This is a genomic window from Luteimonas terricola (genome assembly GCF_004352845.1).
GTDB lineage: Bacteria > Pseudomonadota > Gammaproteobacteria > Xanthomonadales > Xanthomonadaceae > Luteimonas > Luteimonas terricola.
Genome location: NZ_SJRX01000001.1, coordinates 608,392 through 634,108 on the forward strand (window position 1 = coordinate 608,392; position 25,717 = coordinate 634,108).

Genomic DNA, 25,717 nt, shown 5'->3' on the forward strand with positions numbered 1-25,717 from the left:
GCGTCTGTGGGGACGTCAGGATGAACGTCGCAAGGCCCTGGATGGCCTGGGTCACGGCTGCGTTCGCGCTGTTGCTGGCGATGCCGGCCGCGGCCGCGGTGATCGAACTCACGCCCGGCGTGGGTGAGCTGGCGCTGTCGCCGCACGTCACCTACCTCCACGACACCGAAGCCACGCACAGCGTCGACGATGCCTGGCGTCAGCTCGAAGCCGGCGGTTTCGCGCCCCTGCCCGGCGGCAATCCCGCCTTCGGCTTCCAGTCCGGCGCCTTCTGGGTGCACGCGAAAGTCGTCAACCGCAACGCGGACGAGCCGCGCTGGCTGATGGTGCAGACCTATCCGCTCAGCGACCATCTCGACGTCTACCTGCGTTACCCCGATGGCCGCATCGACCACCAGGTGGGCGGCGATACGCTGCCCTTCAGCGAGCGCGCGATCCGCTACCGCCACCCCAACTTCCTGCTCGACCTGCCGACCGGCCAGCCGGTGGACATCCTGTTCCGGGTGCAGAGCCAGAGTTCGATGCAGGTGCCGCTGGTGCTGTACACACCCGGCGCCTTCACCGAACTCTCCCGCGACGCGCAGTTCGCCATCGGCCTGTACTACGGCATCCTGCTGGCGCTGTTCTTCTACAACCTGGTGCTGTGGCTGGTGCTGCGCGACGCCAGCTACTTCTGGTACCTGTTCCACATCAGCGCCTTCGGCCTGGTGCTGTTCTGCCTCAACGGCCTGGGCTTCGAATACCTGTGGCCCGACAACATCTGGCTGGCCGACAAATCCGTGCCGCTGTCGATCAGCCTGGCGCTGATCGGCATGCACCAGTTCGCGCGCGTGTTCCTGGGCCTGGGCGACCGCTGGCCGGCGGGCAACCGCGTCAGCATCGTCGCGATCGCGGCCTTCGTCGGCTTCGGCATCGCCGCGGTCTTCGTGCCGTACCGGTTGATCACGCCGGCCGTGTCGCTGGCGGTGCTGGCCAGCATCGTGTGGATCACCATCGTGAGCGTGGCGGCCGTGCGCAAGAAATACGCGCCGGCGAAGCTCTTCCTGCTGTCGTGGGCGATGTTCCTGGCCGGCACCGCGATCTACACCCTGGTGGCCTTCGGCGTGATCCCGAAGAACTTCTTCACCGAGTACGGCGTCCAGCTCGGGTCGGCGCTGGAGATGCTGTTCCTGTCGGTCGCGCTGAGCTATCGCTACGCGTCGCTGCGCAACGAGAACGAGCGCATCGTAGGCGAGGCCAACATCCAGCTCGAGCGCAAGGTCGCGCAGCGCACGCGCGAACTGCGCAGCACCTTGGACAAGCTCGGTGAGGCGCATTCGCGCCTGCGCGAGTCCAGCCGCCGCGACGGCCTCACCGGCCTGTACAACCGCTCGCATTTCCACGACGCATTCGAGCGCCTGCTGGTGTCCTGCAACGAGGACCGGCGCCCGCTGTCGCTGCTGATGGTCGACCTGGACCTCTTCAAGTCGATCAACGACGAGCACGGCCACCTGGTGGGCGACGACGTGCTGCGCACGTCCGCGCGGCGCATCGGACAGGCGCTGCGCCCCTACGATGCGCTGCTCGCGCGCTTCGGCGGCGAGGAGTTCGTGATCGTCCTGCCGGGCACCGACCTGCGCGAAGCGGTGGCGGTAGCGGAGGAAGTGCGTCGCGCGATCTCCTCGGCGCCCTGCGAATCGCAGCACGGGCCGGACGTCCGCGTGTCGGGCAGCGTCGGGATACACACCGTGGTGCCGGGCACCATCGACGATATCGAGGACGCGCTGCAGGTGGCCGACCAGGCGCTGTATGCGGCAAAGGCGAACGGGCGCAACTGCGTTCGCACCTCCATCTCCGCCGCTTGACCACGTTCGCGGCGACTGGCTAGGCCTTGTCGCGGTGGGCGAACATCCAGGCCAGGGCGACGCCGGTGATGGCGCCGATGAGTTCCATCACCACGCGGAAGCCCAGGCCATCGGGATCGTGGATCTTCGACAGCACGATGCGGGCGTAGACGGGCGACTCCAGCTTCACCACGCCCATGTAGAACAGGTGCCAGACATCGGTGCCGGCGGCGATCGCCACGGCCACCAGGCAGGCCCAGCCGATGGCGTGGCCGGGTGTCCATCGGTTGCGCGCTCCGATGACGTGGAACAGCGCGTAGGCCAGCGCGCCGACCAGCAGCGCGATCAGCCCGGCCTCAAGTGCACCCGGCCAGCCCGGGTGCAGCGGCAGGTTCAACCGGCCTGCCCCGCGCCACGCACCGCGGCCAGCAGCACGCCGTCGCTGACCAGGCGTATCGCGGCCGCGACCTCGGCGTCCAGCGCGCGGTCGCGGTCGAGGTAAGGGATACGCTCGCGGATCACGCCGTGGGCCGCGTCCACCGCCGCGCCGGGATGGTAGGGCTCGCTTCCCGCCAGCTCCGCGCGCAGCGCCTCGACCTCGGCCATGAAGCGCGCGTGGTCGGGCGAGCCCGGCGGCGGCGCACCCTGCACCTTGGCCGCGAGCGCCACGGCGTCGCCGCGGCGCGCCAGGTCGCGGGCGGCGTTGATCATGTCGCGACGCAGGTCCAGCGCCTGGGCGGCGGTGTACAGCTCGAGCCCGAGCACCTTGCCCAGGTCGTCGGCCATGGACAGCACATGGCGGGCCTCGTTGGCGCCCATGGACACGTGGTCTTCGGCGTTGGCGCTGGTCGGTATCGAGTACACGCTGGCCGGATGGGCGCGGCTTGCAAGGTCGTTGACGATCGCCGCCGCCGTGTACTGCACGATCATGTAACCCGATTCGGTGCCGTCCTCGTTGCCGATCAGGAAGGCCGGCAGGCCGTCGCTGGTGGCCGGGTCGACGAGCTTGTTGAGGCGACGCTCGCTGATCGAGGCCAGCACCGGGACCGCGGCCTTGAGGTAGCTCATCGCCAGCGCCAGCGGCATGCCGTGGAAGTGGCCGGCGGAGATCACCGTGCTCTCGACAAACGCGCCTCCGACGTGCCCGGCCACCTTGTCGGGGAACACCAGCGGATTGTCGGTGACGGAGTTGAGTTCGATCTCGAGCACGCGCGCGGCCTGCGCGGCGGCGTCGCGCACCGCGCCGTGCACCTGGGGCACGCAGCGCAGCGAGTAGCTGTCCTGCGGCTGGTGCTTCTTGCCGCCGCGGAAGGGCTTGAAGCGCTCGTAGAACTTCTCGCGGCCGTGGCGCTGGCCGCTGGCCACCCAGTCCCAGCCGATGTCGAAGCACAGCGCCTGCGCCTCGGCGGTATCCCAGCTGTCGGGCATCCACTGCCGGAAGCGCGGCACCAGGTGGTACGGGATGTCGGCGAGCGTCGAACCCTCGAGCAGCGCGCGCAGCTGCGCCGCGGCCGCGACCTGGCCGGGATGCGGACGCAGCGCGTGCACGTCCTCGCCATAGGCGCCCAGGCGCCCGGCGAAGGCGTCGAGCGTCATCGCGGCGGCGAGGTCGGCGGTATCGAGCAGGTCTTCGAGCTTCGCCAGCGCCAGCACGCCCATCGCCAGCATCTGCGCGGTGCCGTTGTTGAGCGCCAGGCCTTCCTTGTACGAGAGCTCGACCGGCACCAGGCCGGCGCGGCGCAGGGCTTCGGCGCCGGGAACGCGCTCGCCGTCGACGAAGGCCTCGCCGCCACCCAGCAGCACGATCGCCAGGTGCGACAGCGGCGCAAGGTCGCCCGACGCACCGACCGATCCCAGCTCGGGCACCACCGGCACCACGCCGGCGTTGAGCAGCGCGGTCATCGCCTCGAGCGTGGCGACCCGGATGCCCGAATGCCCGCGCAACAGGGTGTTGATGCGGATGCACATCATCGCGCGCACCACCGGCGCCGACATCGGCTCGCCCACGCAGACCGCGTGGGTGACGATCAGGTTGCGCTGCAGCTCCGCGTGCAGCGAGCGCCCCGAAGGCGTGGCCCCCGGCAGTCCGTCGCGCAGCGGGTGCGCGCCGAGCAGCTTGTCGGCATTGCTGCCAAAGCCCGTGGAGACGCCGTAGATCGGCTCTTCGCGGCGCACCTGTTCGGCCAGGAAGTCGGCCGCGCGCGCCACCGCGCGCAGCGCGCCATCGTCCAGCGAGACCTGGGCGCCGTGGCCCACCGCCACCAGTTGGCCGCGGGTGAGCGAACGTCCGTCGAGCAGGACAGGCTTCATCGTGCACCTCCTTCGGTGGAATCGGGGGTTGGTGCCGCACCAGCGGCAGCCTCGCGCCGCGCGAGCAGTGCATCGGCCAGCCCGTCCAGCGAGACCTCGAACTGTTCGCCCTGGCGCAGGTCCTTGACCGTGGCCACGCCGCGCGCAACCTCGTCTTCGCCGCGCACCACCACGTGGCGGATCCCCGCGCGGTCGGCGTACTGGAACTGCTTGCCGAGCTTGCGCGGCTCGAGCTGGGTCTCGACCTTGAGGCCCGCTGCGCGCAGCTGCTGCGACAGCGACAGCGCGTCGTCCAGTCCGGCGTCGTCGAACAGCGCCACCAGCACGTCGACCGGACTTTGTTCGACGTCCACCAGGCCGGCCTCGCGCAGCTGCCAGAACAGGCGCGTCAGGCCGATGGAGATGCCGACGCCGGGCAGCTTCGACTTCGTGTAGTGGCTGGCAAGGTCGTCGTAGCGACCGCCGGAGCAGATCGAACCGATGTCCGGGTTCGCATCCAGCGTGGTCTCGTAGACCATGCCGGTGTAGTAGTCCAGGCCGCGCGCGATCGACAGGTTGATGGCATAGCGCGACTCCGGCACGCCCATGGCGCGGAGCGCGGCCAGCAGCGCACGCAGCTCGTCGCGACCCTCCTCGAACAGCGGCGTACCGGCACCGAGCGCGTCCAGGCGCGCAAGCGCGTCCTCGTGCCCGGTCGAGCGCACGCGCGAAAACGCCAACAGCCCATCGGCCACCTCCGGCGCGAGACCGAAGCCCTCGCCCACCAGGGTCGCGCGCACGGCGTCTTCGCCGCGCTTGTCGAGCTTGTCGATCTCGCGCAGCACCAGCGCCTGCTGGTCGCCGGCGATGCCCTGTCCTTCGAAGAAACCCCGCAGCAGCTTGCGATGGTTGAGCTGGATGGTGAACTCGCCGATGCCCAGCGCCTCGAACACGGCGTTGATCACCGCCGGCACCTCGGCCTCGAAGCGCGGCGACAGCGTGTCCTTGCCGATCACGTCGATGTCGCACTGGTAGAACTCGCGGAAGCGTCCGCGCTGGGCACGCTCGCCGCGGTAGACGCGCTGCATCTGGTAGCGGCGGAACGGGAACGCCAGGTGGTGTTCGTGCTCGGCCACGTAGCGCGCCAGCGGCACGGTCAGGTCGAAGCGCAGCGCCATTTCCGGCCGCCCCTGCCCGCCCCCGTCCTCGAGCGACTTTTCGAGCGCGCCCGTGGACTGCACGAAATACACCTGGCGTTCGGTCTCGCCGCCGGTCTTGGTCAGCAGCACCTCGGACAGCTCGAACACCGGCGTTTCCACCGGCAGGAAGCCGTAGGCCTCGAAGGTGCGGCGGATGGTGTCGAGCATGCGCTGGAAGGCGACCTGCTCGCGCGGGAGCAGCTCGAGGACGCCCGGGGGCGTGCGGGGCTTGATCAAGGCGGAACTCCGGTGCGGGACCATGGCCGGGTGGCCCGCCATTCTAGCGGCTGCGGCCGGCCTTCCCGGGTTCGGGAGCCGCAGTGCTTGCCCTTGCCGCCCCTGAGTCCCTAAAATACGCAGCTCACCTGATCGGGGTGTAGCTCAGCCTGGTAGAGCGCTACGTTCGGGACGTAGAAGTCGCAGGTTCAAATCCTGTCTCCCCGACCAATGGTGATCACGCAAAGGACCGGCCCCAGGGCCGGTCTTCTGCTTTGGCGCTTCCCGGGCGCCGGGATCGCTCGATGTCCGCACCCCGCACCGCCCGCGGCGTCCCTGCACGCACCTGGCTGCTGGCACTGGCCGGCATCACGCTGGCCGCCTTCAACCTGCGCACCGCGGTCACCTCGATCACGCCGCTGCTCGACGTGGTCGGCCGCGAGTTCGGCTTCGGCGCCACCATGGCCGGCGTCATCGGCATGCTGCCGGCGGCGGCGTTCGCGGCCTTCGGCGCCGCTACGCCCGCCCTCGCGCGCCGCATCGGGCTCGAGCGCACCGTGCTGCTGGCGATGGCGCTCGCAGCGGTCGGTCTGGTGCTGCGCTCGCTGGCCGGCGGCATGGGCCTGCTGGTCACCGGTTCGCTGGTGTCGCTGGCCGGCATGGGCATCGGCAACGTGGTGCTGCCACCGCTGGTGAAGCGCTGGTTCCCGCACCGCATCGGCACGCTGAGCGTGGTCTACATCACCGCCCTGCAGGCGGGCACCATCATGGCCGCGTTGCTCGCGGTGCCGCTGGCCAACGCCTTCGGCTGGCGCCTGTCGATGGGCGCGTGGGCGCTGACGGCGCTGGTGGCGATGCTGCCATGGCTGGCGCTGCTGCGCCGGGGAACAGACGCGGCACCGGAAACCGGCACCGACGACGACGACGATGACGAGATCCCCGCGGCGGGCGCCACCGACCTCGAGTCCACGCCCGCTTCGCGCAGCCGCGTCTGGCACACATCGCTGGGCTGGGGCATGGCGCTGATGTTCGGCATGACCTCGCTGGCCACCTACGCGATGTTCACCTGGATGCCGCGGATCTTCACCGACGCCGGCGCCTCGCCGGCTTTCGGCGGCGCGATGGTTGCGCTGTACACCGGCTTCAGCCTGCTCGGGGGCCTGGTGGTGCCGGCGCTCGCCGTGCGCATGCCCAACACTTTCGTGCTCGCGCTCGGCTGCGCCGCGGCGCAGTTCGCCGGGTTCGCCGGACTGTGGGCAGCGCCGATGGCGGCACCGTGGCTGTGGGCCACCCTGGTCGGCATCGGCGGCTGCACCTTCCCGCTCGGCCTGACCCTGATCAACCTGCGCACGCGCACGCCGGCAGGGTCCGCGGCGCTGTCGGGCTTCACCCAGGGCGTGGGCTACACGCTGGCCTGCCTCGGGCCGCTGCTGTTCGGCATCCTGAAGGACGCCACCGCTGGCCTGGCCTGGCCGTTCGCGATGCTGGCTGCGAGCGTGATCGTGATGCTGGCCGGTGCCTGGCAGGCCTGCCAGCCGCGCCATCTCGAAGACATGCCGGGCCAGCAACCGCGCTGAGACCCCGCATCTTGCCGGACGTATCTGGCACGAGTCTTGCGCCCATTCCATCCCGAATGCTCCTCACGGCTCGGGTCCAGCGAGCTTTCCCGGCCGATACAGCCACCACTTGCACGGGCGAATTGCGCAGTTCGTCACATTTTGACGGGCGGCGTCAATCGCCACACACGCAGGGAACCTCCTCAATGACCGTTCTCCAACCACTGGCGATCGACACCGGGACTGGCCATCCGGAATCCGAGCGCAAGCGCGGCTTCTATCTCTCCGTCCCGACGAAATTCTGTCTCTCGCTGCTGCTCGCCCTGGCTTGGGTGGGCATGAGCATCTGGTTGTCGCTGCCCTGGCTGGACGACCTGGGGCTTCTGATCGGTGCCCCCCTCGCGATCGCAGTGATCACCTTCATCGCCTACGTGCCGGGCTTCATGAACGCCTTCCTGATCTCGACGATCCTGCTCGACCGCAGGCCCGCCCGCCGCATCCCCGGGCACTACCCGGCCATCACCGTGCTGGTGGCCTGCTACAACGAAAGCGCGAACATCGAACACACCATCCGCAGCCTGGCGCAACAGACCTATCCCGGCGACATGACGGTACTGGTCCTTGATGACGGCTCCACCGATGACTCGGCCGAGCGCGCCGGGGCGGCGATCGCAGACGTCCAGCTGTCGCCCGGCCACGCGATCCGCCTGCTCCGCGGGGCGCACAACATCGGCAAGGCGGGCGTCCTCAACCGTGGCCTGGCACTGACCGAAGACGCCCTCGTGGTGACGGTCGACGGCGACTCCTGGGTCTACCGCGACGCGATCGCGAACCTGATCGAACGTTATCTGGCCGACCCGCCCGGAACGCGCGCCGTGGCCGGTTCGGTCCTGGTGCGCAACTCGCGGCAGAACTGGCTGACCCGCGTGCAGGAATGGGACTATTTCCACGGCATCGCGGCGGTCAAGCGCATGCAGAGCATGTACCACGGCACGCTGGTGGCCCAGGGCGCGTTCTCGGTGTACGACCGCGCGGCTCTGGAAGACGTGGGCGGCTGGCCGGAGTGCGTGGGCGAGGACATCGTGGTGTCCTGGGCGCTGCTGGAGCGCGGCCACCGCATCGGCTACTGCGAGGACGCCGTCGCCTTCACCAACGTCCCCGATCAACTGTCGCAGTTCGCCCGCCAGCGCCGACGCTGGTCCCGCGGCCTGATCGAAGCCTTCAAGCACCACCCACGACTGCTGGTGAAGCGCCGGCTGAGCCTGATCTTCATCTGGTGGAACGTGCTGTTCCTGCCGCTGGACCTGGTCTATACGCTGGTGTTCATCCCCGGCATCGTCGCCGCGCTGTTCGGCTACTACCACATCGTCGGCATCATGACCTTGCTGGTACTGCCGCTCGCGGTGGCCTGGAACGCCTTCATCTTCCGCACCCAGAGCCTGATGTTCAAACGCCAGGAGCTCAAGGTGCGCCGAAACACGCTCGGGTTCATCAACTACGTGATCGCGTACTCGCTGATCCTGCAGCCCATCTGCGTCTGGGGCTACCTGTCGGAGCTGGTCGGGCTGCGCAAGAGCTGGGGGACCAAATGAGCCGGTTCACGTGGATCGTCGCGGCGTGCATGGTGTTCGCCGCGCCCACCGCCATCGCCGCGTCCCCGGTGGCGGGCGGTACTGAAGTCTTTTTCTCGGACGATGCCGACGACACCTCGGTGCAGAAGCTCGCCGTCAGCGCATTCGACCGCTACGACGATGCCGAGCACTTCCGCGGCCTGACCCTGGAGCAGGCGCGGATCCGGCCGCTGGGCGACCGCGGGTGGACCGATCACCGCGCCTACCTGCGCCTTGCCGACACCCGCGGCGAACTGAAGTGGAACACCAAGGTCGGTACCGACGGGCACACCGTGCTCGGCAGTGCGTCCCTGGTCCGTGACCGCGCGTGGCGGCAGGAGTACTTCATCGAGCGCGACGTGCTCGAAACCCGCTCGGGACGCGAGGGGCGCTATGCCACCTTCGCCGGGGCGGCGTTCGATATTCCGCTGGATGCGCGCGGCCAGCAGCTCACCCTTCTGGGCGGCCTGCAGGAATTCCCCGGCAGCAACCTGCGCACGCACCTGCGCGCGGTGTACTCGCTGCCACTGGTGACGGACTGGGGACTGGGCCTGCAGCTGCGCGCGCGCAGCTTCCACAACAGCCACCCGCGCGAGCTGGACTACTACTCGCCGCGCCGCTTCGACGAAGCGCTGCCGCTGCTGCGGATCCGCCGCTTCCACGGCGGATGGATGTTCGCCGCCGCCGCCGGGGTCGGCCGCCAGCGCGAAGCGGACGCGGAGTGGCGCGCCGCCCGGCTCGCCGAACTGACGGTGGAAAGCCCGCGCGGGGCGAGCGACTGGTACCTGCGTGCGCACCTGCTCTACAGCAACACGCCGGTGGGCGATGGCGTCAACTACGGCTACCGGCAGCTGGACCTGCAGCTGGTGCGCGGATTCTGATCCCGCTCAGCGGAACGTCGCGATATCGACCGTCGAACGCTGGCCGATGGCGGCCGCATTGGCCTTGAGCCAGACCTGCGCGCGGCTGCGGCCGTGGTCGCGCAGGGTCTCCAGGAACGGCAGGCTGGTGGTCGACTTCGAATCGTCGTCGAGCCGCTCCATCAGTTCATCATCCGCGATCAGGTGCAGGCGCTTGCGGCGCACGGGGTGTTCCTTCACCAGCCAGGGCATGATCGAGCGGCGCATGAACTCGCGCATGCGGATCAGGCTGCGCATCTCGGCGAGGAAGGCGGCGTTGAAGGCCAGGGCCTGCGAGCGGTCGCGGATCTCGGACGCCGTGCGCGGCGTGTCGCCAAGCGTGGCCGGGCTCAGCAGCACCATCAGCACGTCCTCCACCCTGCATTCGGCCAGCAGCGGCAGCACCGGCGGGTTGGCCGCAAACGCGCCGTCCCAGTACGGCTCGCCATCGATCTCCACCGCCTTGTACAGCGCCGGCAGGCAGGCCGAGGCCAGCACTGCATCCGCGCTGACTTCCGGCGTGCGGAACAGCCGCAGGCGACCGGTGTTGGCGTGGGTGGCGGCAATGAACAGGTCGAAGCGACGCTGCGCGCGCAGGCGCTCGAAATCGATCTGCGCCTCGACGATGTCGCGCAGCGGGTCATAGCCCAGCGGGTTGAACTGCGCCGGTGCGAGGAAGCCGCTCCATTGCAGCATCAAGGAGGCCATCGGCGAAGGCCGGCCGTCGCTGGCGCCGGCGCCGGCATGCAGCAGCGATCCGTTGCCGCCAACCGCGCGCCAGAAGCGGGCCAGGGCTTCGCGCGCGCCGTCGGGGCCGCCTTCCAGCAAGCCGTGCGCAAGCACCACGGCGTTCATCGCGCCGGCGCTGGTGCCACTGGCGCCGCGCAGGTCGAAGCGGCCGTCCTCGAGCAGGGCGTCGAGCACGCCCCAGGTGAACGCGCCGTGCGCGCCGCCGCCCTGCAGGGCGAGACTGACGGGGCGGACCGCGGTGCGCTTGCGTCGCTTCGGAATGGCCGGGCTCACGTGCTGCCCATCGTGGTCTGCATGCGGGCATTCAGCCGCTCGCGCAGCGCCTCCAGGCGCAGTTCGCCCGCCGCGCCCGGCGATACCCGCGCCGCCAGGCTGGCAGCGGGATCGCCATCCGCCCAGCGCGCCGGATCGGCCGCCTGGCGATAGGCCTCGCGGAACGGCAGGCCCTCGCGCGCCATGTCGACCGCAAGGTCGGTCGCATACATCGACGGTTCCAGCGCGGCGCGCATTCGCTCCATGTCCCAGTCGAGGTTGCGCAGCAGGTCGGGCAGCAGCGCCAACGCCTGCAGGCCCTTGCCGAAGCCGTGGAACAGCGCGCCCTTCGACAGCTGCAGGTCGCGGTGGTAGCCAGAGGGCAGCGACAGCAGCTGTTCGATCTCGCAGCGCGCGGCAGCCACGCTGGCATAGGTCGCGCGCATCAGCTCGATGACGTCGGGATTGCGCTTGTTGGGCATGATCGAGCTGCCGGTGGTGTACTGCGCCGGGAGCTTCACGAAACCGGACTCGCCGGCCGTGAACAGGCTCAGGTCCCAGGCCAGGCGGCGCAGGTCGAGCATCGCGCTGGACAGCGCTTCGATCGCGGCCATCTCGAACTTGCCGCGCGACAGCTGGGCGTAGGTCGCCGCGACCTGCATGCGGCCGAAGCCGAGTGCCGCGGTGGTGTGGTCGCGATCCAGAGGCAGGTTCACGCCGTAGCCGGCGGCGCTGCCCAGCGGGTTGGCGTCGATCCAGGCCAGGGTGTCGGCGGCGCGCACGGCGTTGTCGATGAAGGCCTCGGCCCAGGCCGCCCACCACATGCCCAGCGAGGACACCACGGCGCGCTGCAGGTGGGTGTAGCCCGGCAGGGGCACGTCGGCTTCGGCCTGCGCGCGATCGAGCGCGATGCCGGCGGCCTCCACGCACAGCGCCTGCGCGCGCGCCAGCTTCTCCTTCAGCCACAGGCGCGTGGCCACCAGCACCTGGTCGTTGCGGCTGCGCCCGGTGTGGATGCGGCGGCCGGCGTCGCCCAAGCGCTCGGTCAGCCGCGCCTCGATCGCCGAGTGGCCGTCCTCGTAGCGCGCGTCGAGCACGAAGCGGCCAGCGCTGAAGTCCGCGCCCAGCGCATCGAGTTCGCGCGCGATGCCGGCGAGTTCGTCGTCGGTGAGGATGCCGATGCGCTGCAGGCCCTCGGCGTGGGCGCGGCTGGCCTGGATGTCGTGCAGGAAGAAGTCGCGGTCGAGCACCACGTCGTCGCCGGCCAGGAAGGCCTGGATGTCGGCGTCGACGCTGACGCCGGGCTTTTGCCACAGGAGGTCGGACATGTCGTTTCCAGGTCAATCCAGCGGAATGCCCTCGGCTTCGGGATAGCCGAACGCGAGGTTGAGGTTCTGCAGTGCCTGCGTGGCGGCACCCTTGAGCAGGTTGTCGAGCGTGGCCACCACCACCAGCCTGCGGCCGTCGGCCGACAGCGTGAAGCCGCCGACTTCGACGCCGTGGTGGCCGGCGATCCGGCTCACCCAGGGCGCATCGCCGGTGACGCGCAGCAGCGGCTCGTCGCGATAGCGCTCGCGGTAGCGCGCTTCCACCGCATCGCGTTCCATCGGCGTGCGCAGGTGCATGTTCGCCGTCAGGGTGATGCCGCGGAAATGCGGCGCCACGTGCGGCATGAATTCCACCGGCGTGCCGAGGTGGCGCGTGACCTCGCGCTCGTGCAGATGGTCGACCAGCGCGTAGGGCATGAGGTTGTCGCGCAGCTTGTCGGCATCGTTGCGGTCCGACGGCGCGGTGCCCGCGCCGGAGTAGCCGGAGACGCCGAAGCACTGCACCGGCCCCTCGACCAGGTCGCGCACCGGCGCGACCGCGAGCTGCATGGCGCTGGCATAGCAGCCGGGGTTGGCGATGCGGCGCTGGCCGGCATACGTGTCGCGGGTCAGTTCCGGCAGGCCGTAGTACCAGTCGTCGTCGAATCGGTGGTCGGCGGACAGGTCGACGATCACGGGCTCCGCGCCGGATTCCGCCAGCGACGCGATGCAGGCGTCGGACTTGCCGTTGGGCAGCGCGAGTACCCACGCATCAAGCCCCAGGCTGCCGAGTTCATCGTGCGCGAGGCTGGCGTAGCGCAGTTCGCCGTGGAAGCCGGACACGTGCTCGGTCACGCGCTGGCCATCGAGCTCGCGCGATGACACCGCCGCCAGTTCGAAGCCGGGGTGCGCGGCGAGCAGGCGGATCAGCTCGGCGCCGGTGTGGCCACGTGCGCCGACGATGCCGACGGTCCTAGCCATGGCTGGCCTCCTGCGTGTCCACCAGGGTCGCGGGGCGCTGCGCGCAGTGCGCGACCGCGCGCTCGATCATCGGGAATCCATCCATGCCGTACCAGAATACCTTCCACGGCCCCTGCTTCAGGCAGCCATCGGACTCTGCGTAATAGAAGGCATTGGCGCCGTTGCCATTGCGCGAGCGCCAGAAGAGCGTCGGCGTCTCCTCGCGCATCACCTGCCAGACCGCACGCCCCAGTCCCTCGCCCTGGGCGTCGTCGAGCACCGCGAACTTGTCGAGGTAAGGCACGCCATCGACCTCGGTAAGGATCACCGCGGTGCGGTAGTTCTCGCTGACATAGGCCCGCAGCAACGACGTGCGCTCGAAATAGTCCGGCAGCAGCGCGCGGCCGAAAGCCGATTCGATGAGCGCCCGCAGGCGCGGCAGGTCCAGCTCGCTCCACGAGCTGGCGCGCAGCACCCGTTCGCCCCGGCGCACCAGCGTACCGGACCCCTTGTGCGTGAACAGCTCGCGCGCCAGCTGGTCGGGGCGTGTGATCGACACCGAGGAGGAATGCGGCAGCGCCATCAGCAGGTCGTGGATCTGCTCGATCTTCACGCGCATGCCGGAATGCAGCCAGGGCTGCGCCATCAGCTCCGCGTACTCGGTGCTGAGGTTGATCGAGTCGATCACCCTGTCGTCCGGACCCAGCAGGCCGCCGGTCCCGGTGAGGAACACGATCTTGTACGGCTGCAGGGTCTTGATCAGCTCGTTCGCGGCCCAGTCGGCGTTGACGTTGACGATCTGGCCGTCGGCGGTCTCGCCGAGCGAGGTGATCACCGGGATCGACCCGGCCTTGATCGCCGCGCCGATGCCGTCGGTATCCACGCGCGCGACCTGCCCCACCAGCCCGTAGCGCGCCTGGTCGAGGAAGGCGCACTCGAACACGCCCGACTGGATCGACGTCGCACGCACGCCTTCGACCTGCAGCGCCTCCACCAGCCGCAGGTTCTGCTGCCGCATCACCCGCCGCACGATGGCCAGCCCACCGGCATCGGTGTAGCGCAGGTTGTCGACCGTCCGCTTCTCGATGCCCGCCACGCGCATGGCCTCGTCAAGCTGCGGCCCCGCCCCATGCACCACGATCGGCGTCAGCCCGACCTGCTGCAGGAACGCCAGCGAAGACGTCAGCGCCTCCAGGTCGTCGCGCAACACCGCGCCGCCGACCTTCACCACCGCAAAGCGCTTCGCATCCAGCTGCGAAAACCGCTTCAGGTACTGGCTGATCTCTTTCGCGCTGCCCATCCCCGACAACAGTCGAACAATGGTCTGGCGGGTCTGTACGTGTGCTTGCATGGGTCGGTGCTTCGTGAGGGCTGGGTGGAGAGGAAAAGAGCTTTTTTGCCACGGATTTGCGCGGATGGGCGCGGATTTACACGGATACAGCGGAAAGACGGAAAAAGCGGAGAGCACTTTTTGCCACGGATTTGCGCGGATTACGCGGATCAGGGCGAGGCCAGCCGAATCACCGCGCCCTGTTCCACAGCTGATTTTTCCTGCAAGGAGTTTCGCTTCGAATTTGCCTCGGCCAAATCCGCGTAATCCGCGCAAATCCGTGGCAAAAAGCTCTTCATCCTGTTCCTGCTCTTGGCTTTATCCGTGTAAATCCGCGCTCATCCGCGTAAATCCCTGGCAAAGCTGTTGCTGCTGTTGATGATCCGCACCACCGCCGCGGCATACGTGCGCAGCTGCTCCAGGGCGACCCATTCGTCGGCGGTGTGGGCCTGGGCGATGTGGCCGGGGCCGAAGACGATGGCGTCGAGGCCCGCGGCGGAGAAGAGCGAGGCTTCGGTCCAGAAGTCGACGGCGGCGCCGATCGGCAGCCCGAGGTCGTCGGCCAGGTCGCGCGCGGCGAGGCGGCGCTCCTCGGCGCTGGCGGTGTCGCCGGCGGGCAGCGAGGGACCGTGGAAGGTGGCGGCGTAGTCGCTGCCTTCCGGGGCCAGCGCGGCGAAGCGGGCGTGGAGGTCGGCCACGTCGTGCGAGGGCAGCGGGCGGAAGCCGAAGCGGACTTCGGCGGCGGGTGCGATCACGTTGGCCTTGATGCCGCCTTCGACGCGGCCGATGTTGAAGCGCAGGCCGGTCAGGCCGCCGAAGCGCTGGTGGGCCTCGCCTTCCGCCAGTGCCAATGCGTCGACGCCCCAACGCATCGCCTTGTGCACCGCGCTTGCCGACAGTGCCTGCGCGCCGGAGGCGTGCCCCGCCTCGCCATGGAGGCGCAGCTGCACGGCGGCGATGCCGCGGTGCGCTAGCACGGCCTCGCAACCGGTGGGTTCGGCCACCAGCACATGGCGGAAACCGTGGTCGCCGGCCAGGAACGCGGCGATGCAGCGCGGGTCGTTGGCCTCTTCGTCGCTGCTGAAGAGGAAGGCGGCGTCGCCCGACACCGCCTGCGCGGCGGCGATCAGCGCGGCCGCCGCGCCCTTGATGTCGCAGGCGCCGAGGCCGATGGCGCGGTCGTCCGTCACGCGCAGCACGTGCGGGTCCGCGGTCCACGCCGGGGAATCCGGCACGGTGTCGAGGTGCACGTTGAACAGCAGCGATGGCCGGCCGCGGCGCGCGAACAGCGACACCGCGCCGGCGCCGTGGTCGGTCACCGTCACTTCGAAGTCCGGCAGCTGGGCGCGGATGTAGTCGAAGATGCCGCCGGTGTCGATCGCCCGCGGCGGATTGCGGGTGTCGAAGGAAACCAGCGCGCCGAGGTGGCGCAGGACCGCCGTGATGTCGCAGCAAGGGTCATGGTCGCGACCGGCATCCGGCGTGCTCACGGCTTGTTGATCTCGGCCCAGAGGGTGCTGCTCATGCCGAACAGCTTGATGAAGCCCTCGGCCTCTGCCACGCCCCAGTCCGCGGACTGCGCGTAGGTGGCTCCACTGGCATTGAGGATATGCGGCGAGCGCACCGCGACGGCGTCCACGCGGCCGCCGCGGGTCTCGAGCATCACCTCGCCGTTGACCATGCGCTGCGACGAGGCGAGGAAGGCCTCGAGGTCGGTCTTGAGCGGGTCGTGGTAGAAGCCTTCGTACACCAGCTCGACCCACTTGCGGCCGACCTCGGGCTTGTAGCGGTTCTGCTGCTTGCTCAGCACTGCTTCTTCCAGCGCGCGATGCGCGGCCAGCAGCGCGGTCAGGCCGGGCGCCTCGTACACGATGCGGCCCTTCAGCCCGATGGTGGTGTCACCGGTGTAGATGCCGCGGCCCACGCCATAGGGCGCGAACATGGTGTTGAGTCGGGCCAGCAGCTGCGCGCCCGGCACCTCCTCGCCATCGAGCGCCACGGCTTCGCCACCGACGAAGCGCAGCCGGACCTGCAGCGGCTCCACCGGCCAGGCGCTGCGCGGTGCACACCAGCCGCGCGCGCCTTCGCCCGGCGCCTCCCAGCGGTCGATCTCGCCGCCGGAGAGGGTCACGCCCAGCAGGTTCTCGTTGATCGTGTAGCTCTTCTGCCGGGTCTGGACGCCGAAGCCGCGCTCCTCGAGATAGGCCTGCTCGTAGGCGCGGGTCTGGGTGTGCTCCTTCTGGATCTCGCGGATCGGCGCCACGATGCGCCAGCCGCTGCACGTGGGATGGGGGCTGGCCTTCACCGCCAGGTCGAAGCGCACCTGGTCGTTGCCCATGCCGGTGCAGCCGTGGGCGATCGCGTTCGTGCCCAGGTCGCGCGCACGCGCCAGCGCCGCATCGACGATCAGATAGCGGTCGGAGACCAGCAGCGGGTACTGGCCCTGGTAGGCCTCGCCGGCCTGCACGAAGGGCTTCACGAAGCCGTCCCAGATCGCCGGCCCGCCGTCGATGGTGACGTGGCTGGTCACGCCCAGCTCGGCGGCACGCGCCTCGATCGCCGCGCGCTCGTCGGCGCCGACGCCGCCGGTATCGGCGAACACCGTGTGCACGGCCCAGCCGCGCTCCTTCAGCCACGGCACGCAGAAGCTGGTGTCGAGGCCGCCGGAAAAGGCGAGGACGATGTCTTTGGAGTCTGAGGCGGAAGCATTCATGTCAGGTCTCTGGGGAAAAATCACTGCAGGAGCAGCTACAGCTGCGACCGGCCTTGCGAAGATCGCGGCAATGGCCGTCCTGCAGGAATCTGTGGGGGGCAATCGCGGCTATAGCCGCTCCTACAGGGTGAGGGTCGGGATCGTGGGGTAGCGGCTCAACGGGCGACCAGCGCGCGCATCACCGCCTTCTGCACGTGCAGACGGTTTCCCGCCTCCTGCACAGCGATGCAGCGCGGCGAGTCCATCACCGCGTCGCTGGCCTTGACGTTGCGCCGCAGCGGCAGGCAGTGGCTGAAGACGCCGTCGCGGGTCAGCGCCATCTTGGCTTCGTCGACCATGAAGTGTTTGTACCGGTCGCGGATCGGCTTTTCCGGCGCCCAGTTGCCGAAGTACGGCAGCGCGCCCCAGCTCTTGGCATAGACCACGTCGGCGCCGGCGTAGGCGCTGTCGATGTCATGGCTGACGGCAAGCGAACCGCCGCTCTCGATGACGTTGGCCTCGGCCCAGTCCATGTAGCGCTCGTCCAGCTGGTACTCCGGGGTCGGGCACAGCAGGGTCACGTCCATGCCCATGCGGGTGGCGATGGTCAGCGCCGAGTTCGCCACCGCCGTGTTCAGCGGCCTGGGATGGTAGGTCCAGGTCAGCACGTACTTCTTCCCGCGCAGGTCGCTGCTGCCGAAGTGCTCCTGCAGCGCCAGCACGTGCGCCAGTTCCTGGCAGGGATGGGTGATGGTCTCCATGTTGATGACCGGCACCGTGGCGTACTTCGCGAAGCCCTTGAGCACCCGGTCCTCGCGGTCGACCGACCAGTCGACGAATTTCGGGAAGGCACGCACGCCGATCATGTCGACGTACTGGCTGAGCACGCGCGCGACCTCGGCGATGTGCTCCTCGGCATCAGAGTCCATCACCGTGCCCAGGTCGAACTCGATCGGCCAGGCGTCCTTGCCCGGCTGCAGCACCACGGCGTGCCCGCCGAGCTGGAACGCGCCCAGCTCGAAACTGGTGCGGGTGCGCAGCGAGGGATTGAAGAACACCAGGGCGATCGAGCGGCCCTTGAGCGCGTCGCCGATCGGCTCGTGCTTCATGCGCGCGGCATCGGCAAGGACGGCATCGAGCCGGGCCCGGGTCCAGTCCTGGGTATTGAGGAAGTGCTGCGGTGCGGAGGTCATGGCGGAGTCCATGGAATCGAAAACGAAAAAACCCGGCTCGGGCCGGGCTTCTGAAGACGGAAAACAGGCGTTGTCCGGTCCTAACCCAGGGGAACGTGGGCTTCCGGTCGACGCGCGCGCGAGGTCATGCCAGCCGCCATGCGGGCGGACGTCAGGAGATCGTGGACGAGGGCGCGGACGTGTTGCATTGCGGCAATCTTCCCACGGAGCGATGCACCCCGCAAGCGATCCCGCGCAGGTCCCTCATTCGGCGTTGCCCTCCGGCACCACCGGCGTCACCGCCACCTTGACCCGCAGCCGGTTGCCGGGGTCCTTCGGCAGCCGCGAGCGGTACTTGACCCCGCGCACCAGGTAGTCGACGTCGTAGGCGATCGGGCGGCGGAACTCGCGCTCCACCGGCACCAGGCGGCAATCGCCCTCGCCGTCCCCGTCGACATCCGGGGCGCTGTCGCTGCGGTTCGGCGTGAGCACGTCGCGGACGGCACCGACGACGCGCGACAGGCCGCGGCGCTCCTCGCCCTCCTCCGGCCCAACCATGCTCGACTGCTCGCAGCGCTCGACCATGCTGGTGGCGCGCAGCGTCTGGTACACGGGCTCGGCACGCAGCACCTGGGCATATTCGTAGCGCACGTTCTCCGCCTGGATCACAGTGTGCTGCGCCCACGCGGGCGCTGCCACGAGCGCAGGGGCCAGGAGCAGGAGCAGCCACCGATTCGTAGGCAGGAAAGATTGCATGCGACTCGGGAGTGTAGGCGCTGGCCGTGGCGAGCGCCTGAATCGTGGCTGTCACGCCGCCCCGCCGGTAGAATCACGGCCTGCCCACGGCCTTCGAAATGACCCTCAGACTCTTCAACAGCCTCAGCCGCCGGGTCGAGGACTTCCAGCCCCGCGACCCCGCGCGCACGACCATGTACGTCTGCGGACCCACGGTCTACAACTACGTGCACATCGGCAACGCGCGCGGGCCGGTGGTGTTCGACGTGCTGGCCGGCGTCCTGCGCCGCCGTTTCGGCACCCTGGCCTACGCCCGCAACATCACCGACGTCGACGACAAGATCAACGCCGCCGCCGCCGAACAGGGCGTGCCGATCTCGACCATCACCGGCCGTTTCGCCGCCGCCTACCGCGAGGACATGGCGGCGCTGGGCGTGGCGCCGCCGGACATCGAGCCCGAGGCCACCGCGCATATCGCCGAGATCGTGGCGATGATCGAACGCCTCGTCGAACGGGGCCACGCCTACGCCGCCGAGGGCCACGTGCTGTTCTCGGTGGCGAGCTTCGACGGCTACGGCAAGCTCTCCCGGCGCGAGCTCGAAGACATGCTGGCGGGTGCGCGGGTCGACGTGGCCCCGTACAAGCGCGACCCCGGCGACTTCGTGCTCTGGAAGCCCTCCACCGGCGACCTGCCTGGCTGGGCGTCGCCCTGGGGCCTGGGCCGGCCCGGCTGGCACATCGAATGCTCGGCGATGGCCGCCGCCCACCTGGGCGAGACCATCGACATCCACGCCGGCGGCGTCGACCTGCAGTTCCCGCATCACGAGAACGAGATCGCGCAGAGCGAGTGCGCCCACGGCGGCAGGGTGTTCGCGCGCTTCTGGCTGCACAACGGCATGCTCAACTTCGGCGGCGCGAAGATGTCGAAGTCGGTGGGCAACATCGAGAAGGTGCACGACCTGGTGCGCCGGCACCCGCCCGAGGCGCTGCGGCACGCGCTGATGTCGGCGCATTACCGGCAGCCGCTGGAATGGTCGGACGGCCTGGTCGAACAGAGCGTGCGCACCCTGGACCGGCTGTACGGGACGCTGCGCGACGTCGACGCACTGGTGCCTGCGGACACGGCTCCGCAGGCTGCGATTCCCGACGCGATCGAGGGCGCGCTCGACGACGACCTCAACACCCCGCAGGCCCTGGCCGAGCTGGCAGCCATCGCCGGCAACGCGCGGGTGATGCGCAGCGCGATCGCCCGGGGCGAAGCGGCGGGTGACGGCCCGCTGCTGGCCCTGGCCACCCTTGGCGCCAGCCTGCGTGCCGGCGGCCGCGCCCTGGGCCTGCTGCAGCAGGCACCGGCGGCCTGGTTCGCACGCGGCACCTCCGATGACGACGATGCCCGCATCCTGGCCCTGGTCGAGGAGCGCACCGCCGCCAAGAAGGCGCGTGACTTCGCCCGCGCCGACGCCATCCGCGACCGGCTCGCCGCCGAGGGCGTTGTCCTCGAAGACACGCCGCAGGGCGTACGATGGAAGCGAGGCTGAGACGATGGACACCAACACCCGCTTCCCGCTTGAATCCACGCCCGCCGAGGCGCAGGCCGCGATCCGCGACGAGTTCGCCTTCTTCGGCGACTGGTCCGAGCGCTACCAGTACCTGATCGACCTCGGCCGCAAGCTGCCGGACTTCCCCGACGCGTTCCGCACCGAGGCCCACCGCCTGCACGGCTGCCAGTCGATGGTCTGGATCGTGCCCGCGGGCGACGCCGGCCGCCTGGACTTCGCCGCCGCCAGCGACTCGGCCATCGTCTCGGGCCTGGTCTACCTCGCCCTGCGCGTGTACTCGGGGCGCAGCGCGCGCGAGATCCTCGACACCGACCCGTCCTACATAGCCGACATCGGCCTGGCCAAACACCTCTCGCCGACCCGCAACAACGGCCTGGCGTCCCTGCTCGCCTTCATCCGCGACGCGGCCCAGCGCGCGCTGGCATAAGCACGGCGGCGCCCGGAACGCGCAAGCCCCAAGGGATACGCGGCTTGTGCGGACGGCCAGGAAAAAGCCCCGCATCAGCGGGGCTTTCCGGGTCTCACCGATCGGCAGCGGATCAGTCGCCCATCTGCTTCTGCAGGTGCTCCCAACGCTCCTGCTCGTCGATGGTGCGCTCGGCGGTCAGGCGCGCCTCGAGGCGTTCCAGGCCGATTTCCTCGCCGGAATCGACGCTGAAGCCGTACTCGCTGGAGTCGACGCGCTTGAGCGTGCTGTCGATCTTTCCGATCAGCTTGCGGTAGCGGTCGCGGGTGCGCAGCTCGAGCGAGTTCTCGGTCTCGCGGGTGGCGCGCTCGGCGTCGTCGCCGACGTCGCGCACTTCGTCCTTGAGGTTCTCGATGGTCTGCTTGGACTCGTCCACCAGGTCGGCGCGCCAGTCCAGCAGGCGCTGGCGGAAATACTCGAGCTGCAGCGGGCTCATGTACTCCTCGTCGGGACCCGGCTTGTAGCCCTTGGGGAGGATCGGGCGACCGGTGGCCTCGTCCGTCTTGTGCGGAATGGTCTTGTAGCGGGTCTTCGGCACCGGCGCCCGCGCCGGCCTGTTGGTCACCGCAACCGCGACCTTGCCCGCCGTGCGCGGCGGCGCCTGGCGCGTCACCGGCACCGGGGCGACCTTCGTCGACGGCTTGGCGCTGGCCTTCTTGGCCGAGGACTTCTTCGGCGCGGGTGCGGGCGCCGGCTTCGGCGCCGCTGCCTTGGCGGGGGCGGCCTTCTTCACTACGGGCTTCTTCGCAACCACCTGCCTGGTGACCTTGGCCGGCGCCTTGCCGGCGGACTTCTTCGCCACGGTCCGGGCCGGGGCGGCCTTCTTCACCGCAGCCTTCTTCGCAGGCGCCTTCTTCGCCGCGGCCTTGGCCGGAGTGGCCTTCTTCACCGCGGCCTTCTTCACCACGGCGGCCTTCTTCACCGCCGGTGCCTTGGCGGCCTTGCCGGGAGCGGCCTTCTTCGCCACTGCCTTCTTGTTCGCGGCCGCCTTCTTCGGAGCGGCCTTCGCAACCTTCTTGGCTGCGGGCTTGGCCGCCTTGGCGGCCTTCTTGACGGTCTTCTTCACTGCCACGTTCGGCGATCCTTCTTGGGAAGTGGGCGCCTGCCGCGTTGCACGCGGCCGGCCACCGTACAAGCGGTGGGAGCGGGGCATTCACAGATTCGTGGCCGCGACGCGGCGACGACTGACGTGTCCGGCCACCGGGGGCGTCCTTGCGAACGCCCTGTGGCCGGCGCCACACTCCCGTCGCTTGGACGGGAAAGCGGGGTGTTATACCCTGCCCGGACTATACCGGCAACCGCGCCGCGCTGCGCCCTCGAATCCCGCCGACGTTCCCTTGATCGATCGCACGCTCATCGCGCTGCTGCGCGGCTACAAACGCTGGCTCAGCCCCCTGCTCGGCCCGCGCTGCCGTTTTGTGCCGACCTGCTCCGAATACGCCATGCAGGCGATCGCGCTGCACGGCGCCCTGCGCGGGAGCTGGCTGGCGGCCAGGCGCGTCGGGCGCTGCCACCCCCTCCACCCCGGCGGCCTGGATCCCGTGCCGCCCCGCGACGACGGACAACCCCCACGATGACCGACACCCTCATCCTCAACGCGCGCCTGGTGAACGAAGGCCGCGAGTTCGACGCCGACCTGCGCATCCGCGGCGGTCGCATCGACGCCATCGGCAGCCTGTCTCCCGCCGCCGGCGAGGCGATCGTCGATGCCGCCGGCCGCCGCCTGCTGCCGGGGATGATCGACGACCAGGTGCACTTCCGCGAACCCGGGATGGAATACAAGGCCGACATGGCCACCGAGTCGGCCGCGGCCGTGGCTGGCGGCCTGACCAGCTTCATGGACATGCCCAATACCAGCCCGCCCACCCTCGACCGTGACGCCCTGGAGGCCAAGTACGCCCGTGCCGCCGGGCGTGCCCGCGCCAACCACGGCTTCTACATGGGCGCCAGCAACGACAACCTCGCCGCCGTGCGCGCCATCGACCCGCGCGCGACCCCGGGGCTGAAGGTGTTCATGGGCGCGTCCACCGGCAACATGCTGGTCGACGATCCGGACACGCTCGACGCCATCTTCCGCGACACCCCGGTGCCGATCATCACCCACTGCGAGGACACGCCGATGATCGACGCGGCGCTGTCGGCAGCGCGCGCGCAGTACGGCGACGACATCCCTGCGGAGCTGCACCCCGACATCCGCTCGCGCGAGGCCTGCATCAAGTCCACGCGCCTGGCGCTGGAGCTGGCGCGCCGCCATGACACCCGCCTGCACGTGCTGCACATCTCCACCGCCGACGAGCTGGCGCTGTTCGAGGCCGGCCCGCTGCTCGATGCCGACGGCAGGCTGCGCAAGCGCATCACCGCCGAGACCTGCATCCACTTCCTGCGCTTCGACCGCGCCGACTACGCCCGCCTGGGCCACCAGATCAAGTGCAACCCGGCGATCAAGGACGCCAGCGACCGCGAGGCCCTGCTGCGCGCCCTGGCCGACGACGTCATCGACGTGCTCGCCACCGACCACGCGCCGCACACCTGGGAGGAGAAGCAGGCCCCCTACCTGCGCGCGCCCAGCGGCCTGCCGCTGGTGCAGTACGCCCTGGTCGCCGCGCTGGAATGCGTGCACGAGGGCCGTTTCGACACCGCGCGCGTGGTGCAGAAGTTCGCCCATGCGCCCGCGCAGCTGTTCGACGTGGCCGAGCGCGGCTTCCTGCGCGAGGGCTACTGGGCCGACCTGGTGCTGGTGGAGGACCGTCCGTTCACGGTGCGGCGCGAGGACGTGCTGTCGAAGTGCGGCTGGTCGCCGTTCGAGGGCAGCACCTTCCGTTCGCGCATCGCCTCGACCTGGGTCAACGGCGCACTGGCCTGGGACGGTTCGAAGCTGGTCGGCGCGGCGAACGGCCGCCGCCTGGAATTCGCGCGATGAGGGTTGGCGGCATGCTGGTGGTCGGGCTGCTGTCCACCCTGCCCTGGGCGCTGGCCCTGGCCCAGGCGGTGCCCGCGATGGCATCGCCCGAAGCCGCGGCCGACATGCGCGTGGTGTTTCCGGACCGCGTGCAGCAGGGCGCCCTGGTGCTGGGCAAGGTGCCGCCCGGCAGCCGCATCGAATTCGGTGACCGCGTGCTGCGCAGCACCGGCTACGGCACCGTGGTGTTCGGCGTGGGCCGCGATGCGACCGGTCCGCTGCGGGTGGCGGTCACTCGCCCTGACGGCAGCCGCACGGACGCCAGCATCCTGGTGGATCCGCGCGACTGGCCGATGGAGCGCGTCAACGGCGTGCCGCCGAAAACCGTCGACCCGCCGCCCGCGATCGCCGAACGCATCCGCCGCGAACAGGCGCGGGTGAGCGCCGCGCGCACCCGCGACGACGACCGCGCCGACTTCGCCCAGCGCTTCATCCGCCCGGTCGAGGGCCGCATCAGCGGCCGCTTCGGCAGCGGCCGGATCTACAACGGCAAGCCGGGCGCCGGGCACTCCGGCATGGACATCGCCGCGCCCGACGGCACCCCCGTGAAGGCTCCGGCCGCGGGCGTGGTCACCTTCGCCGACCCCGGCCTCTACCTCACCGGCGGCACCGTGGTCATCGACCACGGCCACGGCGTCAGCTCCAACTTCCTGCACCTCTCGCGCATCGACGTCGCCGAGGGCGACCGCGTCGAACAGGGCCAGGCCTTCGCCGCCGTCGGCGCCACCGGCCGCGCCACCGGGCCGCACCTGCACTGGGGCATGAACTGGTTCGACGTCCGCGTCGACCCGCTGCTGGTGCTGGAGCGGCCGTGAGAGCAGAAGCGTTTTGCCACGGATTGGCGCGGATTACGCGGATCGGAGCGGGGCCAGCCGGATCAGCGTGCCCTGTTCCATATCCATGGTCTTCCTGCAGGGATTTCGGCCAGACCCTTGCCTCGGCCTGATCCGCGTAATCCGCGCCAATCCGTGGCAAATGAAAGCTTTTTCTTCCGCCTGTGCTCTATCCGCGCCTATCCGCGCAGATCCGTGGCAAAAAGGCGCTTCCTCAGCCCCTCAGCCAGCCCGCTCCATCAAGCGTCCGATGAGGGTGACGCTGGGTGAGTTGGCGAGATCCTGGGGCGAGACCAGGCGGGGGTTCGGGCGGGCCGTGAAGCCTGCGTCCGCGCCGGCGCTGCGCAGCGGGCCCTGGCCGTCCAGGCGGGCCAGGACGCGCTGGCGCGCCTGTTCCAGGGCTTCGTCGGGGATCTCACCGCCATCGCCCAGGAGTGCTTCGGCGGTGGCGTGCGCGGCGTTCGCGCTGCGTGCGGCTGGTCCGGCAAGGCCCGGAGTCGCCAGGCCGAGCAAGGGGCCGATTTCGTCGAACAGGCGCTTCCAGTCGATGGCGGGGAACGGCGCCGTGCCGCGCTCGCCCTCGACGATCCGGGGCGCCATCCTGCCCTGCGGCTCGACGGCGCATTCGGCCCAGGCGCGATAGACGACCTCGCTGCAGACCATGGCCGGCGAGTCGGTCGGCGACGCACGGTCCAGCGCCAGCCGCACGAGCCTGCGCGCCAGCGGATGCGCCGGCCATTTGCCGCGCACCGCCATGATCACGCCCAGCAGCGCCAGCTGGTCGACGGGATACGGCGCGCCGAGCATGGTCTGCGCGCGCTGGCCGACCAGCCGCCGGTCGCCGGCAGCGAAAGGACGGCCGTGGTCGTCATCCGTGCGGAAGGCATCGATGCAGTGGAAATGCTCGAACTCGGCAATGCGCCGCGCCAGCGGGTAGCGCCGGACGCCGCCCAGCGAAGCCTCGATCAGCTCGCCCTTGTCCACCACGATGGCCGCATGGCTGTAGACGCCATCGCTGGCCCACGCGATCAGCTCCGACAGCGGCCCGTCGCCCATCATCAGCAGGATGTCGCCTTCCTGCAGGCTGTCGATCGATAGAGATGTCATTGC

At 69.8% G+C, this 25,717-nt stretch carries 22 protein-coding genes and 1 tRNA gene; 10 read left to right on the plus strand and 13 right to left on the minus strand.

Features of this window, described 5'->3' with window-relative positions; all coding sequences use genetic code 11:
• The first annotated feature begins 20 nt into the window (after window positions 1-20).
• Window positions 21-1,844 (plus strand): sensor domain-containing diguanylate cyclase, encoded by a 1,824-nt coding sequence (locus tag E2169_RS02780; protein WP_165942316.1) that lies wholly within the window; start codon window positions 21-23, stop codon window positions 1,842-1,844.
• Window positions 1,845-1,863: 19 nt separating this feature from the next.
• Here the strand turns inward: E2169_RS02780 and E2169_RS02785 are convergent, their stop codons facing one another.
• The 3 genes from E2169_RS02785 to hisS are packed head-to-tail and all read right to left on the minus strand — an operon-like array spanning window position 1,864 to window position 5,548.
• Window positions 1,864-2,220, minus strand: a complete 357-nt coding sequence (locus E2169_RS02785) for a hypothetical protein (protein WP_132985072.1) — start codon at window positions 2,218-2,220, stop codon at window positions 1,864-1,866.
• Window positions 2,217-4,133 carry an HAL/PAL/TAL family ammonia-lyase gene (locus E2169_RS02790; RefSeq protein WP_132985073.1) on the minus strand — a complete coding sequence of 639 codons (1,917 nt, stop codon included), beginning with the start codon at window positions 4,131-4,133 and terminating at the stop codon, window positions 2,217-2,219. Before E2169_RS02790 ends, E2169_RS02785 begins: the two co-directional genes overlap by 4 nt.
• Window positions 4,130-5,548, minus strand: coding sequence for a histidine--tRNA ligase (hisS, locus tag E2169_RS02795; RefSeq protein WP_132985074.1), 1,419 nt, complete (start codon window positions 5,546-5,548; stop codon window positions 4,130-4,132). Before hisS ends, E2169_RS02790 begins: the two co-directional genes overlap by 4 nt.
• Window positions 5,549-5,681: 133 nt before the next feature.
• On the opposite strand from hisS, the gene E2169_RS02800 reads away from it, so the two are divergent.
• The 4 genes from E2169_RS02800 to E2169_RS02815 all read left to right on the plus strand — a co-directional run bounded on the left by E2169_RS02800 (window position 5,682) and on the right by E2169_RS02815 (window position 9,574).
• Window positions 5,682-5,758, plus strand: a tRNA-Pro gene (locus E2169_RS02800).
• 74 nt (window positions 5,759-5,832) lie between these two features.
• On the plus strand, window positions 5,833-7,104 hold the full coding sequence (locus E2169_RS02805) for an MFS transporter (protein WP_132985075.1): 1,272 nt from the start codon (window positions 5,833-5,835) through the stop codon (window positions 7,102-7,104).
• A 185-nt stretch (window positions 7,105-7,289) separates the two neighbouring features.
• Window positions 7,290-8,675: a glycosyltransferase family 2 protein gene (locus E2169_RS02810; protein ID WP_132985076.1), complete on the plus strand. Its 1,386-nt coding sequence runs from the start codon at window positions 7,290-7,292 to the stop codon at window positions 8,673-8,675.
• Window positions 8,672-9,574 (plus strand): hypothetical protein, encoded by a 903-nt coding sequence (locus E2169_RS02815; RefSeq protein ID WP_132985077.1) that lies wholly within the window; start codon window positions 8,672-8,674, stop codon window positions 9,572-9,574. Before E2169_RS02810 ends, E2169_RS02815 begins: the two co-directional genes overlap by 4 nt.
• 6 nt (window positions 9,575-9,580) lie before the next feature.
• Here the strand turns inward: E2169_RS02815 and E2169_RS02820 are convergent, their stop codons facing one another.
• From E2169_RS02820 to E2169_RS02855, 8 genes are all read right to left on the minus strand, one after another.
• Window positions 9,581-10,615, minus strand: coding sequence for a patatin-like phospholipase family protein (locus tag E2169_RS02820; protein WP_207918353.1), 1,035 nt, complete (start codon window positions 10,613-10,615; stop codon window positions 9,581-9,583).
• Window positions 10,612-11,922 (minus strand): argininosuccinate lyase, encoded by a 1,311-nt coding sequence (gene argH / locus E2169_RS02825; protein WP_132985078.1) that lies wholly within the window; start codon window positions 11,920-11,922, stop codon window positions 10,612-10,614. The genes E2169_RS02820 and argH overlap by 4 nt, the downstream gene beginning before the upstream one ends.
• Window positions 11,923-11,934: 12 nt before the next feature.
• Entirely contained in the window at window positions 11,935-12,882 is a 948-nt protein-coding gene (gene argC, locus E2169_RS02830) for an N-acetyl-gamma-glutamyl-phosphate reductase (protein WP_132985079.1), read from the minus strand.
• Complete coding sequence (locus E2169_RS02835) at window positions 12,875-14,212, minus strand: acetylglutamate kinase (RefSeq protein WP_132985080.1); 1,338 nt, start codon at window positions 14,210-14,212, stop codon at window positions 12,875-12,877. Before E2169_RS02835 ends, argC begins: the two co-directional genes overlap by 8 nt.
• Window positions 14,213-14,529: 317 nt before the next feature.
• Window positions 14,530-15,636, minus strand: coding sequence for an acetylornithine deacetylase (locus tag E2169_RS02840; RefSeq protein ID WP_370465142.1), 1,107 nt, complete (start codon window positions 15,634-15,636; stop codon window positions 14,530-14,532).
• 41 nt (window positions 15,637-15,677) lie between these two features.
• Window positions 15,678-16,904, minus strand: coding sequence for an argininosuccinate synthase (locus tag E2169_RS02845; RefSeq protein WP_132985082.1), 1,227 nt, complete (start codon window positions 16,902-16,904; stop codon window positions 15,678-15,680).
• A gap of 155 nt (window positions 16,905-17,059) precedes the next feature.
• On the minus strand, window positions 17,060-18,076 hold the full coding sequence (locus tag E2169_RS02850; RefSeq protein ID WP_132985083.1) for an N-acetylornithine carbamoyltransferase: 1,017 nt from the start codon (window positions 18,074-18,076) through the stop codon (window positions 17,060-17,062).
• A 243-nt stretch (window positions 18,077-18,319) separates the two neighbouring features.
• On the minus strand, window positions 18,320-18,811 hold the full coding sequence (locus E2169_RS02855; protein ID WP_132985084.1) for a hypothetical protein: 492 nt from the start codon (window positions 18,809-18,811) through the stop codon (window positions 18,320-18,322).
• A 98-nt stretch (window positions 18,812-18,909) separates the two neighbouring features.
• On the opposite strand from E2169_RS02855, the gene cysS reads away from it, so the two are divergent.
• Window positions 18,910-20,328 (plus strand): cysteine--tRNA ligase, encoded by a 1,419-nt coding sequence (cysS, locus tag E2169_RS02860; protein WP_132985085.1) that lies wholly within the window; start codon window positions 18,910-18,912, stop codon window positions 20,326-20,328.
• A 4-nt stretch (window positions 20,329-20,332) separates the two neighbouring features.
• Complete coding sequence (locus E2169_RS02865) at window positions 20,333-20,776, plus strand: SufE family protein (protein WP_132985086.1); 444 nt, start codon at window positions 20,333-20,335, stop codon at window positions 20,774-20,776.
• A gap of 112 nt (window positions 20,777-20,888) precedes the next feature.
• Here the strand turns inward: E2169_RS02865 and dksA are convergent, their stop codons facing one another.
• On the minus strand, window positions 20,889-21,887 hold the full coding sequence (gene dksA / locus E2169_RS02870) for an RNA polymerase-binding protein DksA (RefSeq protein WP_132985087.1): 999 nt from the start codon (window positions 21,885-21,887) through the stop codon (window positions 20,889-20,891).
• A gap of 265 nt (window positions 21,888-22,152) precedes the next feature.
• Between dksA and yidD the strand changes: the two genes are divergently transcribed.
• The 3 genes from yidD to E2169_RS02885 are packed head-to-tail and all read left to right on the plus strand — an operon-like array spanning window position 22,153 to window position 24,589.
• A complete protein-coding gene (gene yidD / locus E2169_RS02875; protein WP_132985088.1) occupies window positions 22,153-22,392 on the plus strand; it encodes a membrane protein insertion efficiency factor YidD in 240 nt (79 codons plus the stop codon).
• A complete protein-coding gene (locus tag E2169_RS02880; RefSeq protein ID WP_132985089.1) occupies window positions 22,389-23,735 on the plus strand; it encodes a dihydroorotase in 1,347 nt (448 codons plus the stop codon). Before yidD ends, E2169_RS02880 begins: the two co-directional genes overlap by 4 nt.
• Window positions 23,723-24,589 (plus strand): M23 family metallopeptidase, encoded by an 867-nt coding sequence (locus E2169_RS02885; protein ID WP_370465140.1) that lies wholly within the window; start codon window positions 23,723-23,725, stop codon window positions 24,587-24,589. The genes E2169_RS02880 and E2169_RS02885 overlap by 13 nt, the downstream gene beginning before the upstream one ends.
• A gap of 240 nt (window positions 24,590-24,829) precedes the next feature.
• On the opposite strand, the gene E2169_RS02890 is transcribed toward E2169_RS02885, so the two are convergent.
• The gene (locus E2169_RS02890) at window positions 24,830-25,714 is read right to left on the minus strand and encodes a C40 family peptidase (protein WP_132985090.1); all 885 of its coding nucleotides are present in this window, start codon (window positions 25,712-25,714) and stop codon (window positions 24,830-24,832) included.
• Window positions 25,715-25,717: the final 3 nt, after the last annotated feature.